At 40.2% G+C, this 19701-nt stretch carries 17 protein-coding genes; 9 read left to right on the forward strand and 8 right to left on the reverse strand.

Going from position 1 to position 19701, the window contains the following annotated elements; genetic code table 11:
• Nucleotides 1–138: 138 nt before the first annotated feature.
• Genes HT724_RS09020 through HT724_RS09045 form a run of 6 tightly spaced genes read right to left on the reverse strand, consistent with a single transcriptional unit; the run spans nucleotide 139 to nucleotide 2559 of the window.
• On the reverse strand, nucleotides 139–615 hold the full coding sequence (locus tag HT724_RS09020) for a glutathione peroxidase (RefSeq protein WP_173276321.1): 477 nt from the start codon (nucleotides 613–615) through the stop codon (nucleotides 139–141).
• A complete protein-coding gene (locus tag HT724_RS09025; protein ID WP_173276322.1) occupies nucleotides 612–1190 on the reverse strand; it encodes a DUF3278 domain-containing protein in 579 nt (192 codons plus the stop codon). The genes HT724_RS09020 and HT724_RS09025 overlap by 4 nt, the downstream gene beginning before the upstream one ends.
• A 26-nt stretch (nucleotides 1191–1216) precedes the next feature.
• Nucleotides 1217–1543: a hypothetical protein gene (locus HT724_RS09030; protein ID WP_173276323.1), complete on the reverse strand. Its 327-nt coding sequence runs from the start codon at nucleotides 1541–1543 to the stop codon at nucleotides 1217–1219.
• Between the two features lie 10 nt (nucleotides 1544–1553).
• The gene (locus tag HT724_RS09035) at nucleotides 1554–1796 is read right to left on the reverse strand and encodes a hypothetical protein (protein ID WP_000711739.1); all 243 of its coding nucleotides are present in this window, start codon (nucleotides 1794–1796) and stop codon (nucleotides 1554–1556) included.
• 10 nt (nucleotides 1797–1806) lie between these two features.
• Nucleotides 1807–2349, reverse strand: coding sequence for a DUF3278 domain-containing protein (locus HT724_RS09040; RefSeq protein ID WP_115281727.1), 543 nt, complete (start codon nucleotides 2347–2349; stop codon nucleotides 1807–1809).
• Between the two features lie 15 nt (nucleotides 2350–2364).
• Nucleotides 2365–2559 carry a helix-turn-helix transcriptional regulator gene (locus HT724_RS09045; RefSeq protein ID WP_001082472.1) on the reverse strand — a complete coding sequence of 65 codons (195 nt, stop codon included), beginning with the start codon at nucleotides 2557–2559 and terminating at the stop codon, nucleotides 2365–2367.
• Nucleotides 2560–2725: 166 nt separating this feature from the next.
• Here HT724_RS09045 and rsmH point away from each other — a divergent pair, with 166 nt between their 5' ends.
• From rsmH to HT724_RS09070, 5 genes are all read left to right on the forward strand, one after another.
• On the forward strand, nucleotides 2726–3676 hold the full coding sequence (gene rsmH, locus HT724_RS09050) for a 16S rRNA (cytosine(1402)-N(4))-methyltransferase RsmH (RefSeq protein ID WP_173276324.1): 951 nt from the start codon (nucleotides 2726–2728) through the stop codon (nucleotides 3674–3676).
• Nucleotides 3677–3687: 11 nt separating this feature from the next.
• Nucleotides 3688–4005 (forward strand): cell division protein FtsL, encoded by a 318-nt coding sequence (ftsL, locus tag HT724_RS09055; protein WP_000840840.1) that lies wholly within the window; start codon nucleotides 3688–3690, stop codon nucleotides 4003–4005.
• 3 nt (nucleotides 4006–4008) lie between these two features.
• Nucleotides 4009–6261, forward strand: a complete 2253-nt coding sequence (gene pbp2X, locus HT724_RS09060) for a penicillin-binding protein PBP2X (RefSeq protein WP_173276325.1) — start codon at nucleotides 4009–4011, stop codon at nucleotides 6259–6261.
• Nucleotide 6262: 1 nt separating this feature from the next.
• The gene (gene mraY, locus HT724_RS09065) at nucleotides 6263–7243 is read left to right on the forward strand and encodes a phospho-N-acetylmuramoyl-pentapeptide-transferase (RefSeq protein ID WP_061366150.1); all 981 of its coding nucleotides are present in this window, start codon (nucleotides 6263–6265) and stop codon (nucleotides 7241–7243) included.
• A gap of 453 nt (nucleotides 7244–7696) precedes the next feature.
• The gene (locus HT724_RS09070) at nucleotides 7697–9802 is read left to right on the forward strand and encodes an ATP-dependent Clp protease ATP-binding subunit (RefSeq protein WP_173276326.1); all 2106 of its coding nucleotides are present in this window, start codon (nucleotides 7697–7699) and stop codon (nucleotides 9800–9802) included.
• A gap of 164 nt (nucleotides 9803–9966) precedes the next feature.
• Here HT724_RS09070 and HT724_RS09075 read toward each other — a convergent pair whose 3' ends face one another.
• Nucleotides 9967–10449: an S-ribosylhomocysteine lyase gene (locus HT724_RS09075; protein ID WP_000032547.1), complete on the reverse strand. Its 483-nt coding sequence runs from the start codon at nucleotides 10447–10449 to the stop codon at nucleotides 9967–9969.
• Between the two features lie 94 nt (nucleotides 10450–10543).
• A complete protein-coding gene (locus tag HT724_RS09080; protein WP_173276327.1) occupies nucleotides 10544–12028 on the reverse strand; it encodes a DUF1846 domain-containing protein in 1485 nt (494 codons plus the stop codon).
• A 152-nt stretch (nucleotides 12029–12180) separates the two neighbouring features.
• Here HT724_RS09080 and HT724_RS09085 point away from each other — a divergent pair, with 152 nt between their 5' ends.
• The 4 genes from HT724_RS09085 to glf all read left to right on the forward strand — a co-directional run bounded on the left by HT724_RS09085 (nucleotide 12181) and on the right by glf (nucleotide 19653).
• A complete protein-coding gene (locus HT724_RS09085) occupies nucleotides 12181–13791 on the forward strand; it encodes an alpha-glucosidase (RefSeq protein ID WP_173276328.1) in 1611 nt (536 codons plus the stop codon).
• Between the two features lie 276 nt (nucleotides 13792–14067).
• Entirely contained in the window at nucleotides 14068–16035 is a 1968-nt protein-coding gene (locus tag HT724_RS09090; RefSeq protein WP_016399094.1) for a peptide ABC transporter substrate-binding protein, read from the forward strand.
• Between the two features lie 226 nt (nucleotides 16036–16261).
• Complete coding sequence (locus tag HT724_RS09095) at nucleotides 16262–18220, forward strand: peptide ABC transporter substrate-binding protein (protein ID WP_173276329.1); 1959 nt, start codon at nucleotides 16262–16264, stop codon at nucleotides 18218–18220.
• A 332-nt stretch (nucleotides 18221–18552) separates the two neighbouring features.
• Nucleotides 18553–19653 (forward strand): UDP-galactopyranose mutase, encoded by a 1101-nt coding sequence (glf, locus tag HT724_RS09100; protein ID WP_173276330.1) that lies wholly within the window; start codon nucleotides 18553–18555, stop codon nucleotides 19651–19653.
• Nucleotides 19654–19701: the final 48 nt, after the last annotated feature.

The following is a 19701-nucleotide window of genomic DNA, read 5'->3' on the forward strand; positions in this document are numbered from 1 at the left end:
CGAAGTCAGTAACCATACATATGGCAAAGCGACGTTGACGCGGTTTGAAGAGATTTTCGAAGAGTATAAGTCAAAGCTAATCAAAAAATCTCACTATTCATTAGGCTAAAGGAAACCTAATCATAGTGAGATTGTGAATTATAGTAGAGTTTGTATCGCCTCTTCAATTTGTTTTGGGTCTGTTTTTGAAGAGAAGCGTTCAAAGACTTGCCCATCACGACCGATGAGAAACTTAGCGAAATTCCATTCAACTCGTTTTCCCAGTGAGCCAGATTTTTGTTCTTTCAACCAAACATAGAGAGGATCTGCTTCCTTACCGTTGACCTTTATCTTGGCAAAACGTGGGAAGCTGGTCTGATAATGTAGGCTACAGAAGGCGTTGATTTCCTCTGGGCTACCTGGTGCTTGTCCCATAAACTGATTGCAAGGGAAGTCTAAAATCTCAAAACCTTGTTCTTGATAGCGATCATAGAGTTCTTGAAGTCCTTGGTACTGGGGCGTTAAACCACATCCGGTAGCAGTGTTGACAACCAAGAGAACTTTCCCACGATAGGCATCTAGTGGAGTTTCTTGCTTGTCTTGGTTCAAGACTGAAAAATCGTATAGTGAAGTCATTGCTTGCTTTTCTCCTTCTGTTTGGTATTTTTAGGAGTTTTTTCCTCCTGTAGGGATAGAAAGCCGTAGGTCAGGGTTCCAAAAATGCTACCGATAATCAGGCCGTACATTAGGAAAGGACCACTTTTATCAAATTGCATGAGCAACTTCACAAAATCTGAAAGGGACATCTGCTGAACGAAGACTTTATGAAAGATGAGTAAGGTAAAGAGGCCAATCTGAAGACCGATAAACACAATCCAACTTCGGAATTTGATTTGGGCTTTGCTGTAGGTTTTGAGGATGATTTCTGACTTGTCATCTTTTTCCAGATGGAGTTCTTTGACGACTCTTTGAGTTTTTAAGGTAATGAAAAAAATGAGTCCAGAGTAAACGTAGGGCATAGCATAGCGAACGGTTTCTATGAAACGTCCAAATAACAGATAAAATAAGAAGAGGAAGAAGGAAGAATAAACGATTTGAACCATAGAACGAGCACAAGCCTTGTAGATAATTTCTTGTCGGCATTCATCAAAAGGGCCTTGGATATGAAAGAGATTTCGGAGTAGGCGAGTGGTTAAGTCTTCTTTTTTCATGTTAGTAACCTCCTAAATGAGCGGTTTTACTGATTTTCTTTTACGAATTGATAGAGATAATAAAGATAAATGATAGAAGAAAGGCTAGCGATAGTCAGCAGTAAATAATAATTCCAATTGCCTGAGACGAGCATCAGTTGTGGAAAAGATAGAATCATAAAGTATAGTGCTAAGTTAAGTGTGCGCGTTTTTGGGGAGTCAATCTTTAGATAAGTCAGTACTTTGTTAAGTGCTAGAATAAAGACTAGCACGAGGAATGTCTCGTCGATTGGCAAGTTCCCTGAAATGATGATGAAGATGAGCAGAGAACTGAACAAAAGATGATAGGTCAGTAAAGTTAGTAATGATTTCATAGGGGACCTCCTAATCCTGGTCTTTTTTAGCTCTTGCAATACGAAGTGAGTCGACAATATGTATCATCACTCCGAAAAAGAAAGCTCCCAGTATAGTTTTAAAAATATGTTTTGTATTTAGAAGAGAACTGATAAAATTTGGATTTTCACTTGTTAGGGTATCAATGAGTGGAATTATAAAAAATATCACTGTTCCATAAATCGAACCTGCTTTCAGACCAGGATAACGTAACTGTTTCTTTTCTTTTTTCATGAGTTTCCTCCTAATCCTCATCTTGATCTTTCTTAGCTTTTGCAATGCGACGGGAGATGATAATTTGTATAACCACTCCGAAGAAGAAAGATTGGAGAATACTTGAAAAAATATTTTTAAAAGTGAGAAGAGACTGAAGATAGTCCTGACTCTCACCTAGCAGTATATGGAGAAGAGGGGTTACAAAAAAACTCATCAATCCATAGACTATCCCTACTTTAAGACCTGGGTAGTGTAGTTGCTTGCTTTCTTTCTCACTCAGCATATCTGGATCAATAGCTGTAATCCCTGTTTTTTTGGTTTGGGAGAGCACATAGAGAGCAGAAATCATCGAAATGCCGAATACCACAATAGGATAGCCGATAGCGACAATTTGCGGGTATTTATAAGCGAGGACAAAGGGGATGAGATTTCCAAATGTCATCAGATAAAAGAGGATGATAAAGACTTGATTGCCGATACGATCAGCCTCGCGTCGTTTGTGTTCATCAAGTGGTCCTGAAATGCCATAAATGCGTTTGATCAGTTTTTCCGTGAAGGTTTCTTTTTTCATGAGTTTGCTCCTTTTTTAAAAATCTTCCTCCCAAAAGAGACTGTTGAGGTCAGTTTGGAGGCTGCGGGCGAGATTGAGACAGAGTTCCAGGGTTGGATTGTACTTGTCGTTTTCAATCATATTGATAGTCTGTCTTGAGACACCGATATCCTTGGCGAGTTCGAGCTGGGAAATGCCCAGTTCCTTGCGAAATTCTTTCACACGATTCATCTGTTCTCCTTTCTGATTTGTGTCGTATATATTTGACTATATTATATTCTTCTATAGAGTGAATGTCAAGCATATTTGACATATTTCTTAAAGAAATCTTACTTGTTTTTGGTCTATTTGTCTGACTAGTGCAAGCTGGTCGGATTTGTGGTAAAATAGATAAGATATGACAAAAGAATTTCATCATGTAACGGTCTTACTCTACGAGACGATTGATATGCTCGACGTAAAGCCTGACGGTATCTACGTTGATGCGACTTTGGGTGGAGCGGGCCATAGCGAATATTTATTAAGTAAATTAAGTGAAAAAGGTCATCTCTATGCCTTTGACCAGGACCAGAATGCCATTGACAATGCGCAAGAACGTTTGGCACCTTATATCGAAAAGGGGATGGTAACCTTTATCAAGGATAATTTCCGTCATTTACAGGCACGTTTGCTCGAAGCTGGTGTTCAGGAAATTGATGGAATTTGTTATGACTTGGGAGTGTCTAGTCCTCAGCTGGACCAGCGTGAGCGTGGTTTTTCTTATAAAAAGGATGCGCCACTGGACATGCGCATGAATCAGGATGCTAGTCTGACAGCCTATGAAGTGGTAAACCACTATGACTATCATGACTTGGTTCGTATTTTCTTCAAGTATGGTGAGGATAAATTCTCTAAACAGATTGCGCGTAAGATTGAACAAGTACGTGAAGTCAAGCCAATCGAGACAACGACTGAGTTAGCTGAGATTATCAAGTCTGCCAAACCTGCCAAGGAACTCAAGAAGAAGGGCCATCCTGCTAAGCAGATTTTCCAGGCTATTCGAATTGAAGTCAATGATGAACTGGGAGCGGCAGATGAGTCCATCCAGCAGGCTATGGATATGTTGGCTCTGGATGGTAGAATTTCAGTGATTACCTTTCATTCCTTAGAAGACCGCTTGACCAAGCAATTGTTCAAGGAAGCTTCAACGGTTGAAGTTCCAAAAGGCTTACCCTTCATCCCAGATGATCTCAAGCCCAAGATGGAATTGGTGTCCCGTAAGCCAATCTTGCCAAGTGCAGAAGAATTAGAAGCCAATAACCGCTCGCACTCAGCCAAGTTGCGCGTGGCCAGAAAAATTCACAAGTAAGAGGGAAAAAGATGGCAGAAAGAATGGAAAAAACAGGTCAAATACTACAGATGCAACTTAAACGGTTTTCGCGTGTGGAAAAAGCTTTTTACTTTTCCATTGCTGTAACCACTCTTATTGTAGCCATTAGTATTATTTTTATGCAGACCAAGCTCTTGCAAGTGCAGAATGATTTGACAAAAATCAATGCGCAGATAGAGGAAAAGAAGACCGAATTGGACGATGCCAAGCAAGAGGTCAATGAACTATTACGTGCAGAACGTTTGAAAGAAATTGCCAATTCACACGATTTGCAATTAAACAATGAAAATATTCGAATAGCGGAGTAAGATATGAAGTGGACAAAAAGAGTAATCCGTTATGCGACGAAAAATCGGAAATCGCCGGCTGAAAACAGACGCAGAGTTGGAAAAAGTCTGAGTTTATTATCTGTCTTTGTTTTTGCCGTTTTTTTAGTCAATTTTGCGGTCATTATTGGGACGGGCACTCGCTTTGGAACAGATTTAGCGAAGGAAGCTAAGAAGGTTCATCAAACCACCCGTACAGTTCCTGCCAAACGTGGGACTATTTATGACCGAAATGGAGTCCCGATTGCTGAGGATGCGACATCTTATAATGTCTATGCGGTCATTGATGAGAACTATAAGTCAGCAACGGGTAAGATTCTCTACGTAGAAAAAACACAATTTAACAAGGTTGCAGAGGTCTTTCATAAGTATCTGGACATGGAAGAATCCTATGTAAGAGAGCAACTCTCGCAACCTAATCTCAAGCAAGTTTCTTTTGGTGCCAAAGGAAATGGGATTACCTATGCCAATATGATGGCTATTAAAAAGGATTTGAAAGACGCTAGTGTTGAAGGAATTGACTTTACAACTAGCCCTAACAGAAGCTATCCAAATGGACAATTTGCTTCTAGCTTTATTGGCTTAGCCCAACTTCATGAAAATGAGGATGGTAGTAAGAGTTTGTTAGGGACTTCTGGTTTGGAGAGTTCTTTAAATACCATTCTTGCTGGGACAGACGGTATTATTACCTATGAAAAAGACCGTGTAGGAAATATCGTACCAGGTACAGAACTGGTATCGCAACAAACTGTGGATGGCAAGGATGTTTATACAACATTGTCTAGTCCGCTACAATCTTTCATGGAAACTCAGATGGATGCCTTTCTAGAAAAAGTAAAAGGTAAGTATATGACCGCGACCTTGGTCAGTGCAAAGACCGGTGAAATCCTCGCTACCACCCAACGACCTACCTTTAATGCAGATACTAAAGAAGGAATCACTGAGGACTTTGTTTGGCGTGATATTCTTTATCAAAGTAACTATGAACCAGGATCAGCCATGAAGGTTATGACGTTAGCTTCTTCTATTGATAATAATACCTTCCCAAGTGGAGAATACTTCAATAGCAGTGAATTCAAAATAGCGGATGCGACGACTCGAGATTGGGATGTTAATGAGGGTTTGACTACTGGTGGGATGATGACTTTCTTACAAGGTTTCGCTCACTCCAGTAATGTTGGAATGAGTCTACTTGAACAAAAAATGGGAGATGCTACTTGGTTGGATTATCTAAAACGCTTTAAATTTGGGGTTCCAACTCGCTTTGGCTTGACAGATGAATACGCTGGTCAACTTCCAGCTGATAATATTGTTAGTATTGCTCAAAGCTCATTTGGGCAAGGAATTTCAGTGACACAAACACAAATGCTTCGTGCCTTTACAGCTATTGCTAATGATGGAGTTATGCTGGAGCCAAAATTTATAAGTGCTATTTATGATACTAACAATCAGTCTGTACGTAAGTCACAAAAAGAAATAGTAGGAAATCCTGTTTCCAAAGAGGCAGCAAGCACAACTCGAAATCACATGATCTTAGTTGGGACGGACCCTCTATATGGAACTATGTATAATCACTACACAGGAAAGCCAATTATAACAGTTCCTGGACAAAATGTAGCAGTTAAATCCGGTACGGCTCAAATCGCTGATGAGAAAAATGGAGGATACTTGGTTGGTTCTACCAATTATATTTTCTCAGCTGTGACTATGAATCCTGCTGAAAATCCTGATTTTATCTTGTATGTAACGGTTCAACAGCCTGAGCATTATTCAGGTATCCAGTTGGGAGAATTTGCCACCCCAATCTTGGAGCGGGCTTCAGCTATGAAAGAATCTCTCAATCTTCAATCTCCAGCCAAAAATTTAGATAAAGTTACGACAGAATCTTCTTATGCAATGCCTAGCATCAAGGATATTTCACCTGGTGATTTAGCAGAAGAATTGCGTCGCAATCTTGTACAACCTATTGTTGTGGGAACAGGAACGAAGATTAAAAACAGTTCTGCTGAAGAAGGGAAGAATCTTGCCCCGAATCAGCAAGTCCTGATCTTATCTGATAAAGCAGAGGAAGTTCCAGACATGTATGGTTGGACAAAAGCAACCGCAGAAGCTTTTTCTAAGTGGTTAAATATAGAACTTGTATTTGAAGGTTCGGGCTCTACTGTGCAGAAGCAGGATGTTCGTGCTAATACAGCTATCAAGGACATTAAAAAAATTACATTAACTTTAGGAGACTAATATGTTTATTTCTATCAGTGCTGGAATTGTGACATTTTTACTAACTTTAGTAGGAATTCCAGCCTTTATCCAATTTTATAGAAAGGCGCAAATTACAGGCCAGCAGATGCATGAGGATGTCAAACAGCATCAGGCAAAAGCTGGGACTCCTACAATGGGAGGTTTGGTTTTCTTAATTACTTCTGTTTTGGTTGCTTTCTTTTTCGCCCTATTTAGTAGCCAATTCAGCAATAATGTGGGAATGATTTTGTTTATCTTGGTCTTGTATGGCTTGGTTGGATTTTTAGATGACTTTCTCAAGGTTTTTCGCAAAATCAATGAGGGGCTAAATCCCAAGCAGAAATTGGCTCTTCAGCTTCTAGGTGGAGTTATCTTCTATCTTTTCTATGAGCGTGGGGGCGATATGCTTTCAGTCTTTGGTTACCAAGTGCATCTAGGGATTTTCTATATTCTTTTCGCCCTTTTCTGGCTAGTCGGTTTTTCAAACGCGGTCAACTTGACAGACGGTATTGACGGTCTAGCTAGTATTTCCGTTGTGATTAGCTTGTCTGCCTATGGAGTTATTGCCTATGTGCAAGGTCAGATGGATATTCTTCTGGTGATTCTAGCCATGATTGGTGGTTTGCTCGGTTTCTTCGTCTTTAACCATAAGCCTGCTAAAGTCTTTATGGGAGATGTGGGAAGTTTGGCTCTCGGTGGAATGCTGGCCGCGATTTCTATGGCTCTCCACCAAGAATGGACTCTCTTGATTATCGGAATTGTGTATGTTTTTGAAACAACTTCGGTCATGATGCAAGTCAGTTATTTCAAACTGACAGGTGGTAAACGTATTTTCCGTATGACGCCTGTCCATCACCATTTTGAGCTTGGGGGATTGTCTGGTAAAGGAAATCCTTGGAGCGAGTGGAAGGTTGACTTCTTCTTTTGGGGAGTGGGACTTCTAGCAAGTCTCTTGACACTAGCAATTTTGTATTTGATGTAAGAATGGCACCCTGATGTTTCAGGGTGTTTTTGCATTCTAAAAAATATTGGTCAATTAAAGTCAAATCTCTTGACCTTTTCTGACTAATGTAGTATATTATGAACGTAAGGTAAATGAAAGCCTTACGTGAACACTTATGCTTAATGAAAATCAAAGAACAAACTAGGAAGCTAGCCGCAGCTTGTTAAAAATACTATTTTGAGGCTGCAGATAGAGCTGACGTGGTTTGAAGAGATTTTTGAAGAGTATTATTTAAAGTAAAATAGAAAGAGGTGGGTCTATGTTTAATCTAGAAATCTTCAGAAGTAAAGATAGTCTACTCCTGCTTGAAAAAGAAAAACCAGAAATAGTACGTAGAGTAGCGATTTAGCTAGTCTAAATTTTTTAAAACAAAGGTCAAAGATAGTCAATATCAGTAATAATAACTTAGAAAAACAAAAAGAGGTAAAGAATATGAATAACAACTTTAATAATTTTAACAACATGGATGATTTATTTAACCAATTGATGGGTGGTATGCGAGGATACAGTTCTGAAAATCGCCGTTACTTGATTAATGGACGTGAAGTGACACCTGAGGAATTTGCTCACTATCGTGCGACTGGTCAATTACCAGGAAATGCAGAAACTGATGGACAAATGCCACAACATACATCAGGTATGAAACAAGACGGTGTCCTTGCTAAACTGGGTCGAAACTTGACTGCAGAAGCGCGTGAGGGCAAGTTGGATCCTGTTATCGGACGAAACAAGGAAATTCAAGAAACATCTGAAATTCTTTCACGCCGTACCAAGAACAATCCTGTTCTAGTCGGAGATGCAGGTGTTGGTAAGACAGCGGTTGTCGAAGGTCTAGCACAAGCGATTGTGAACGGAGATGTCCCAGCCGCTATCAAGAATAAGGAAATTATTTCCATTGATATCTCAGGTCTGGAGGCTGGTACTCAATACCGTGGTAGCTTTGAAGAAAATGTTCAAAACCTAGTCAATGAAGTGAAAGAAGCAGGAAATATTATCCTCTTCTTTGATGAAATTCACCAAATCCTCGGTGCAGGTAGCACTGGTGGAGACAGTGGTTCTAAAGGGCTTGCAGACATTCTTAAGCCAGCTCTCTCTCGTGGAGAATTGACAGTGATTGGGGCAACGACTCAAGATGAATACCGTAACACTATCTTGAAGAATGCAGCTCTTGCTCGTCGTTTCAACGAAGTCAAGGTCAATGCTCCTTCAGCAGAGGATACATATAAAATCCTTCAAGGAATTCGTGATCTCTATCAACAACACCACAATGTCATCTTGCCAGACGAAGTCTTAAAAGCTGCCGTTGATTACTCTGTTCAATATATTCCTCAACGTAGCTTGCCAGATAAGGCTATCGACCTTGTCGATGTTACGGCGGCTCACTTGGCAGCTCAGCATCCTGTAACAGATGTGCATGCTGTTGAACGTGAAATTGAGGTAGAAAAAGACAAGCAAGAAAAAGCTGTTGAGTCAGAAGATTTTGAAGCAGCTCTAAACTATAAAACACGCATCGCAGAATTGGAAAAGAAAATCGAAAACCATACAGAAGATATGAAGGTAACTGCAAGTATCAACGATGTGGCTGAATCTGTAGAACGAATGACCGGTATTCCAGTGTCACAAATGGGAGCGTCAGACATCGAACGTTTGAAAGATATGGCTCATCGTCTGCAAGATAAGGTAATCGGTCAAGATAAGGCAGTTGAAGCTGTAGCCCGTGCCATCCGTCGTAACCGTGCTGGTTTTGATGAAGGTAATCGCCCAATCGGTAGCTTCCTCTTTGTAGGTCCAACTGGGGTTGGTAAGACAGAACTTGCTAAGCAATTGGCGCTAGATATGTTTGGAACCAAGGACGCAATCATTCGTTTGGATATGTCTGAATACAGTGACCGCACAGCTGTTTCTAAGCTAATTGGTACCACAGCAGGTTATGTGGGCTATGATGACAATAGCAATACCTTAACAGAACGTGTTCGCCGCAATCCATACTCTATCATTCTCTTGGATGAAATTGAAAAGGCTGATCCTCAAGTCATTACCCTTCTCCTCCAAGTTCTAGATGATGGTCGTTTGACAGATGGTCAAGGAAACACAGTAAACTTCAAAAATACTGTCATTATTGCGACCTCAAATGCTGGATTTGGCTATGAAGCCAACTTGACAGAAGATGCGGACAAACCAGAATTGATGGATCGTTTGAAACCCTTCTTCCGTCCAGAATTCCTTAACCGCTTTAACGCAGTTATCGAGTTCTCACACTTGACTAAGGAAGATCTTTCTAAGATTGTGGACTTGATGTTGGCCGAAGTCAACCAAACCTTGGCTAAGAAAGACATTGATTTGGTAGTCAGTCAAGCGGCTAAGGACTATATTACAGAAGAAGGCTATGATGAAGTCATGGGGGTTCGACCTCTCCGTCGCGTGGTTGAACAAGAAATTCGTGATAAGGTGACAGACTTCCATTTGGATCACCTAGATGCCAAACACCTGGAAGCAGATATGGAAGATGGCATTTTAGTCATTCGTGAAAAAGCCTAATACTCTTCGAAAATCAAATTCAAACCACGTCAGCTTCGCCTTGCCGTACTCAAGTACTGTCTGTGGCTAGCTTCCTAGTTTGCTTTTTGATTTTCATTGAGTATAAGCCAAGATTTTGAGAATAAAAAGAAGGAGCCAGCTGAAAAAACTGGTTCCTTTTACATTTAAATCACATGACGCTCAAAGGCATCATCTGAAATTCCTTGTTCCAAGATGAGTTTCGCCCATTCTTTAGCAGAGAAGAGGCTGTGGTCCTTATAGTTTCCGCAAGATTCGATGGTTGTTCCAGGGACGTCTTCCCAAGTAGTAGTCTCAGCGATTTCCTTGAGCGAATCCTTGATGACGGCCGCGATTTCAGCACTGGTGTGGCGCCCCCACATAATCATATGGAAGCCTGTGCGGCAACCAAATGGTGAACAGTCAATCATGCCGTCAATGCGAGTACGGATGAGTTTGGCCAAGAGGTGCTCGATAGTGTGAAGGCCAGCAGTAGGGATAGAGTCTTCGTTTGGTTGTACTAAACGAATATCGTAATTGGAGATGATGTCTCCCTTTGGCCCTGTTTCTTCCCCAATCAAGCGAACATAGGGTGCTTTAACAATGGTGTGGTCAAGTTCAAAACTTTCAACAATAACTTCTTTTGACATGGTAAATCCTTTCAGTTTTCTTCTTTCATTATAACATAAAGCTGACTCCTGAGGCAGAGAGAAAACCTCTCCGAGAGTGGAGAGGTTGAAATCTTTATTTACGATACAAGCGGTCGTATTGGTAGTAAGGGTCAAAGGTTACGTTGATACCTAGTTTACGAAGGACATTCTTGTCTTCATCTGTCAAGATGATGGTTGAGTGGGCTTCACTTCCTTTGAGGTTGCCAAGTTCTTCCATAGCACGAGCGGCATCAGGATTTTCTGTAGCTGTGATAGCAAGTGCAATCAGGATTTCATTTGAATGCAGGCGTGGATTGCGGCTACCGAGATGATCGATTTTAAGACCTTGGATTGGCTTAACAACTTCAGGTTCGATTAGTTTTACTTCTTTAGCGATGTCAGCTGATTTCTTGATGGCGTTGATAAGAGCAGCTGCTGTAGGGCCAAAGAGTTCTGAGTTCTTACCAGTGACAATTTCCCCAGTTGGCAATTCAAGGGCTAGGGCTGGTCCACCAGTTTCTTCTGCTTTTTGACGTGCAGTAACAGCAACCTTACGGTCTGCTGGTGTGATACCGAGGTCATTCATAAGCAACTCAATTTTCTTGACAGCAGATTCGCCCACTTTTTCGGCTTTGAAATCAAGAACAGTCTGATAGTAACGACGGATGATTTCTTGTTTAGAGGCTTCGATAGCAGCCTCATTATCTGTAATAGCGAAACCAACCATGTTGACACCCATGTCTGTTGGAGAAGCGTATGGAGACTCTCCTAGAATGCGTTCCAACATGCGTTTGAGAACTGGGAAAATTTCAATATCACGGTTGTAGTTGACAGTGGTTTCTCCGTAAGTTTGGAGATGGAAGGGGTCAATCATGTTGACATCATCAAGGTCTGCTGTAGCAGCCTCGTAGGCCAAGTTGACTGGGTGATGAAGGGGGAGATTCCAAACAGGGAAGGTTTCAAATTTAGCGTAGCCAGACTTGATGCCATTGATTTGGTCGTGGTACATATTGGACATACAGGTTGCCAATTTTCCAGAACCAGGTCCAGGAGCGGTTACGACAATCAAGTTGCGACTGGTTTTGATGTAGTCGTTTTTCCCCATACCTTCTGGTGAAATGATGTGATCCATATCTGTCGGATATCCTTTGATTGGATAATGAAGATAAGAATCAATTCCGTTTTTTTCAAGTTGATTTCGGAAGGCATCTGCAGCTGGTTGGCCAGCGTACTGTGTGATGACAACGGAACCAACAAAAATCCCTAATTCATTGAATTTGTCAATCAAACGAAGAACTTCTTGGTCATAAGAAATGCCCAAGTCACCACGTGCTTTAGAATGTTCGATGTTGCTAGCATTAATAGCAATCACTACCTCAACCTGCTCTTTCAATTCTTGTAAGAGCTTGATTTTATTGTCAGGCTCATAACCAGGAAGGACACGAGCAGCGTGGAAATCTTCTAACATTTTACCACCAAACTCCAAGTAGAGCTTGCCGTCAAATTGGTTAATGCGCTCCAAAATGTGGTCGCGCTGTAGATTCAAATATTGTTCAGAACTAAAAGCTTGTTTTTTCATTTTTTTACCTCTGACCTCTATTATAATAAAAAATTGGAAGTTAGGAAACTATGGAGTTAAAAAAGGAATCAAAAAGATTAGGCAAACGCTTGCATAAAATTTTAAAAAGCGCTATCATAGATTACAGATTATTAAAATAATGAGGTAAGAAGATGCAAGAAAAATGGTGGCACAATGCCGTAGTCTATCAAGTCTATCCTAAGAGCTTTGTGGATAGCAACGGAGATGGAATTGGCGATTTGCCAGGTATTACCAGTAAGTTAGACTATCTAGCTAAGTTAGGAATTACAGCGATTTGGCTTTCTCCTGTTTATGACAGCCCCATGGATGATAATGGCTATGATATTGCTGATTATCAAGCGATTGCGGCTATTTTTGGGACCATGGAGGATATGGACCAACTGATTGCGGAAGCTAAGAAGCGTGATATCCGTATCATCATGGACTTGGTGGTCAATCATACCTCAGATGAACATGCTTGGTTTGTCGAGGCATGTGAAAATCCTGATAGCCCTGAGCGTGACTACTATATCTGGCGGGATAAACCCAATGATTTGGATTCTATCTTTAGCGGATCTGCTTGGGAATACGATGAAAAGTCGGGTCAGTACTATCTCCACTTTTTCAGCAAGAAACAGCCTGATCTCAACTGGGAAAATGAAAAACTTCGCCAGAAAATCTATGAGATGATGAACTTTTGGATTGATAAAGGGATTGGTGGTTTCCGAATGGATGTTATTGATATGATTGGGAAAATTCCTGACGAGAAGGTGGTTAATAATGGTCCTATGCTCCATCCTTATCTCAAGGAGATGAATCAAGCGACCTTTGGAGATAAGAATCTCTTGACGGTAGGGGAGACCTGGGGGGCAACGCCAGAAATTGCCAAGCTCTACTCTGATCCAAAGGGGCAAGAATTGTCTATGGTCTTCCAGTTTGAACATATCGGTCTTCAGTATCAGGAAGGGCAACCTAAATGGCACTATCAAAAAGAGCTGAATATTGCTAAGTTAAAAGAGATTTTCAACAAATGGCAGACAGAGTTAGGAGTTGAGGACGGTTGGAATTCCCTCTTCTGGAACAACCATGACCTTCCTCGCATCGTCTCAATCTGGGGAAATGACCAAGAATACCGCGAAAAATCTGCCAAAGCCTTTGCAATCTTGCTTCATCTCATGAGAGGGACTCCTTATATCTACCAAGGTGAGGAAATTGGGATGACCAACTATCCCTTTGAAACACTGGACCAAGTAGAAGATATTGAATCCCTTAACTATGCGCGTGAAGCTCTTGAAAAAGGTGTTCCGATTGAAGAAATCATGGACAGTATCCGTGTTATTGGACGTGACAATGCCCGTACCCCTATGCAATGGGACGAGAGCAAAAACGCTGGTTTCTCAACAGGTCAACCTTGGTTGGCAGTGAATCCAAACCATCAAGAAATCAACGTTCAAGAAGCGCTGGCAAATCCAGATTCTATTTTCTATACCTATCAGAAACTGGTCCAAATTCGCAAGGAGAATAGCTGGCTAATTCGAGCTGACTTTGAATTGCTTGAAACAGCTGACAAGGTCTTTGCCTATATCCGTAAAGATGGTGACCGTCGTTTCCTAGTTGTGGCTAACTTGTCCAATGAAGAACAAGACTTGGTAGTAGAAGGAAGCGTCAAATCTGTCTTGATTGAAAACACCGTGGCTCAAGAAGTTTTTGAAAAACAAATCTTGACTCCATGGGATGCTTTCTGTGTGGAATTGACTGACTAAAATGAGAGAGATTGGGCAAAAACTCGACTTCAGGAGAAAATGAAGTAAATCTTCCCACAATAAAACGCATAGTACCAAGGTTTTCATTGTACTGACCGGATATTATGCGTTTTTTGTTTTAAAGACTTTTTTCCCAGCCTCTTTTTGCTAAAAGTTGTATAAAAAACTCTTATAAAAACATTTGTTAGAATTTTCTAACAAATTCTACAAGAAGTCTTGCATTTATAAAAAAAATAGGGTATAATAGTGAAAATACTATTTTAAAGGAGATTATTTATGCAATCGAAAAAGTGGCTCTTAGGAGCAGGAGTGACCTTGAGCACAGCCATCCTTTTAACAGCTTGTGGGAAAAGTGAAAAGAATGCAGATGCTCCCAAAACATTCTCTTATGTTTATGCAGTTGATCCATCATCCTTGGATTATAGCCTTACAAGTAAAAGTTCAACTTCTGACGTAATAGGTAATGTCGTCGACGGTCTTTTAGAGAATGATAAATATGGGAATCTCATTCCTTCTCTAGCAGAGGATTGGTCAGTTTCTAAAGATGGCTTGACTTATACTTACAAATTACGTAAAGGTGTGAAGTGGTATACTTCTGAAGGAGAGGAGTATGCAGAAGTTAAGGCTCAGGATTTTGTTACAGGTCTGAAACATGCAGCAGACGGAAAATCCGATGGTCTTTCTTTGGTTGAGAAATCCATCAAAGGATTGGAGGCTTATGTTAGTGGTGAGACAAACGACTTCTCAACTGTAGGTGTGAAGGCTCTTGATGATTATACGGTAGAATATACCCTTAATAACCCGGAAAGTTTTTGGAACTCTAAAGTAACCACAGCAACCATGCTTCCTGTAAATGAAGAATTTTTGAATGCAACAGGCAAGGATTACGGAGCGCCAACTCCATCAAGTATTCTTTACAATGGCCCATATTTTTTGAAATCTTTGATTTCTAAATCTGTGATTGAATATGAAAAAAATCCTAACTATTGGGATAAGGAAAATGTCAAGATTGATAATGTGAAATTAACATTCTATGATGGTTCAGATCAAGAATCCTTAATTCGTAGCTTTACACAAGGTGCCTATACCACTGCACGTCTTTTTCCAGCAAGCTCAAACTTTGAGTCAACTAAGAAAGAGTACGGAGATAAGATTGTCTATAGTCCACAAGAGGCAACAAGCTACTACCTCACTGTGAACGTAAACCGCCAGTCTTACAATAAAACAGCTAAAACAGATGAGTCACAAAAAACATCAACAAAAGAAGCTCTTCTCAATAAGAACTTCCGTCAGGCTCTTAATTTTGCCTTCAATCGCCACGCCTATACAGCTCAATTAAACGGTGAAGAGGGTGCGGATAAGATTATTCGTAATAGTCTAGTGCCAGATAATTACGTTCAAGTAGCTGGGAAGACCTTCGGACAGTTGGCTCAGGATGAACTACTGAAATATGGAGAACAGTGGAAAGATGTGACTCTCACAGATGGTAAGGATACAATTTACAATCCAACAAAGGCTAAATCTGCATTTGAAAAAGCGAAGTCAGAATTGCAAGCTAAGGGAGTAAGTTTCCCGATTCATTTGGATGTGCCTGTTGAGCAAACTGATGTAGTTGCGGTTCAACAAACCAATTCGCTAAAACAATCAATTGAAGAAACGCTTGGAACGGAGAATGTCATTATAGATGTTCTTCAAATGACAGATAATGAGAAGGAAAGTATTACTTCTCAAGCTAAAGTTCCAACCCAAAAAGATTATGATTTGAACGGAACAGGTTGGGGACCAGATTACCAAGATCCAGCAACCTATCTCAATATTTTAGATGCTAAGAAGGGTTCTGCCTTGAAACATCTAGGTATAACAAAGGGCAAGGATCCTGAAGTTGTGGCGAAAGTTGGCTTGGATGAATACAAGAAGCTCTTGGATGATGCGGCTTCTGAGACAAGTAATCTTGATAAACGATACGAAAAGTATGCCAAAGCACAGGCTTGGGTTACTGATAGTTCACTTCTTATTCCAGTTGCTTCTTCAGGGGGCTCTCCTATGGTTAGTCGTACTGTTCCATTTACAAAAGCTTATTCACAGGTCGGTATTAAGGGGGATCCATTTATTTTTAAAGGAATGGAACTTCAAAATGATATTGTGACAACTAAAGAGTATGATGCGGCCTTCAAAAAGTGGCAAAAGGAAAAACTGGAATCGAATGCTCAGTATCAAAAGGATTTAGAAAAGCACATAAAATAATGTGAATGAGAATTTTGCTTTCGTTAGGTTATCAGTTAATTCATTGATATTTAAATGATAAAACGCATAAAAACAAGGGAGGACTGTATGAAAGGCAGAAATCCTTTGTTTTTTTATAACCAAGGTTTATAAACTTTCATTCTCAAAATTCAATTAACTTTACAAATTCCCACTATTTTGGTAAAATAAATATATGTTATAAAAACTAACATAAAGGAGAAAGAAGATGACTACAAAAAAGCGTATCCTTAGTGCAGGACTGACTTTTGCAGCTGCTTTGCTTTTAGCTGCTTGCGGACAATCAGGTTCAGATACAAAAACTTACTCATCAACCTTTAGTGGAAATCCAACTACATTTAACTACTTGTTAGACTACTACGCTGATAATACAGCCATCATTACCAACCTAGTTGATGGTTTGCTTGAAAATGACAATCACGGAAACCTAGTTCCATCTTTGGCAGAAGACTGGTCTGTTTCGAAAGACGGTCTGACTTATACCTACAAATTGAGAAAAGATGCCAAATGGTTCACGGCTGACGGTGAAGAGTACGCCCCAGTTAAGGCACAAGATTTTGTGACAGGTATCAAGTATGCAGTGGATAATAAATCACAGGCCATTGACTTGATTCAAAACTCGATCAAGGGCTTGAATGATTATATTACAGGAGCGGATTATGACTTTTCTAAGGTTGGGGTGAAGGCAATCGACGACCAGACTGTTGAGTATACTTTGGTACGCCCAGAACCTTACTGGAACTCAAAAACAACCAACAGTATTCTTTTCCCGGTAAACGAAGAGTTTCTAAATTCAAAAGGGAAAGATTTTGGGACCCTATCTCCAGATAGCATTCTCTACAGCGGACCTTATTTGTTAAAAGACTTCACATCAAAATCATCGATCGAGTATGTGAAAAATCCTCATTACTACGATCATGACAAAGTATCGATTGAACATGTGAAATTGGCTTACTTTGATGGTTCAGACCAAGAATTGACCATCCGTAACTTTGAAAGTGGAGCTTATTCAATCGCTGGGGTTTATCCAAATAGTTCTAACTTCGCCAAGACCAAGGAGAAATATAAGAATAATATCGTCTATAGTTTGCAGGACAAGACCTCTTGGTATTTCAATTTCAACGTCAACCGTAAGGCCTACAATCACACTGCTAAAACGACAGATGAGCAGAAGAAGTCAACTGAGACAGCTGTCTTGAACAAAAACTTCCGCCAAGCAGTGAACTTTGCCTTGGACCGCACAGCCTATTCTGCCCAGTCAAATGGGGAAGAGGCGGCTAGCAAGACACTTCGGAACACCTTGGTGCCTCCTACGTTTGTCCAAGTTGGAGACAAGACCTTTGGAGAAGTAGTCGCTTCTAAATTGGTCAACTATGGTACAGAATGGTCAGGTATTAACTTGGCAGATGCTCAGGATGCCTATTTTAACAAAGAAAAAGCCCAAGCAAAATTTGCAGAAGCTAAAAAAGAATTGGCAAGTCAAGGTGTGACCTTCCCAATTCACTTGGATGTGGCGGTTGATCAGACAAGTAAAAATGCCGTGACAGGCATGAACTCAGTTAAGCAGACCCTTGAGTCAGTTTTAGGTGCTGATAACATTGTCATTGATGTTCAGCAACTTTCAACAGATGATTTTAATAACGTAGCCTTCTTAGCGCCAACAGCAGCTGATCGTGACTACGATTTGAACTTTGATGGTTGGGTAGGTGACTATCAGGATCCATCAACTTATCTCAATCCTTTCAATGCAGAGGATGGCTTCTACCTCAAGATTTTTGGACTAGATGCCAAGGAAGATAAGGAAAAAATCACTAGCCTAGGTCTGGACACCTATACTAAGATGCTCAAAGATGCAGATAGTGAAAACAAAGATGTAGCCAAACGCTATGAAAAATATGCTGAAGCACAGGCTTGGATGATTGACAACTCTCTGATTATGTCAGCTATGTCAAGTGGTGGCACAGCATCTGTAACCAAAGTGACGCCATTTACAAGAGGCTATTCATTGGTTGGTATCAAGGGTGATGGCAATAACTACAAGTACATGAAACTGCAAAAAGACACTGTGACGACTAAACAGTTTGAGGAAGCTAAGACCAAATGGGAGCAAGAAAGCAAAAAAGCAATCGAAAAAGCCCAAAAAGAAGCAGAAAAACATGTTAAATAGTTAGAAATAGCCTTTTCAAGCAAAATCATAAAGACAAACATCAGTTTTGGTGCTTGTCTTTTTAAATCACTCGGCTATTGAAAACTGAGAAATGATTTGTTTTGTGCTAAAATAGATTGAAACGAATACTCAATAAAAATCAAAGAGAGACTGGGAAGTTAGCTCAAAGTACAGCTTTGAGCTGGTAGATAGAACTGATGAAGTCAGCTCAAAATACTGTTTGGAGGTTGCAGATGGACGCTGACGTGGTTTGAAGAGATTTTCGAAGAGTATAAGATTCTCTCTTTTACTATAGTTAAGGAGATGCAAAGATAAATGATAAGGGAGAGACTATGTACGACTATCTAATCGTTGGTGCTGGTTTGTCGGGAGCAATTTTTGCTTATGAAGCAACCAAGCGTGGAAAAAAAGTAAAAGTTATTGATAAACGTGACCACATTGGTGGGAATATCTACTGTGAGAATGTAGAAGGGGTTAATGTTCATAAATACGGTGCTCATATCTTCCATACTTCTAATAAAAAAGTTTGGGATTATGTGAATCAATTTGCTGAATTTAACAACTACATCAACTCGCCTGTAGCTAATTACAAGGGTAGCCTTTATAATCTACCTTTCAATATGAATACTTTCTATGCTATGTGGGGTACAAAAACTCCTCAAGAGGTCAAAGATAAGATTGCTGAGCAAACGGCACATATGAAGGCTGTTGAACCTAAAAACTTGGAAGAACAGGCTATCAAGTTAATCGGTCCAGATATTTATGAAAAGTTGATTAAAGGATATACTGAAAAGCAATGGGGACGTTCTGCGACTGACCTTCCACCCTTTATCATCAAACGTCTACCAGTTCGTTTAACCTTTGATAATAACTACTTCAATGACCGTTACCAGGGTATTCCAATTGGTGGTTACAACGTTATCATCGAAAATATGCTCAAGGATGTTGAAGTAGAACTTGGCCTTGACTTTTTTGCCAATCGTGAGGAATTAGAAGTTTCTGCTGAAAAGGTTGTCTTTACAGGAATGATTGACCAATACTTCGATTATAAACATGGTGAGTTAGAATACCGTAGTCTTCGTTTTGAGCATGAAGTTCTTGATGAAGAAAACTATCAAGGAAATGCTGTTGTCAACTATACAGAACGAGAAATTCCTTATACTCGCATTATTGAGCATAAACATTTTGAGTATAGTACACAGGAGAAAACGGTTATTACTCGTGAATACCCAGCTGATTGGAAACGTGGAGATGAGCCTTATTATCCAATCAATGATGAGAGAAACAATGCCCTGTTTGCTAAATATCAAGAAGAAGCAGCACAGAATGATAAAGTCATTTTCTGTGGTCGTTTGGCTGACTATAAATACTATGATATGCATGTTGTTATTGAGCGGGCTTTGGAAGTGGTCGAGGAAGAGTTGGGACAATAATGCAAGGATTCCGTTATTTTAGAATCTTTGCTACTTAAGATTTTTAGA

The organism is Streptococcus sp. k-402 (assembly GCF_013277515.1).
GTDB lineage: Bacteria > Bacillota > Bacilli > Lactobacillales > Streptococcaceae > Streptococcus.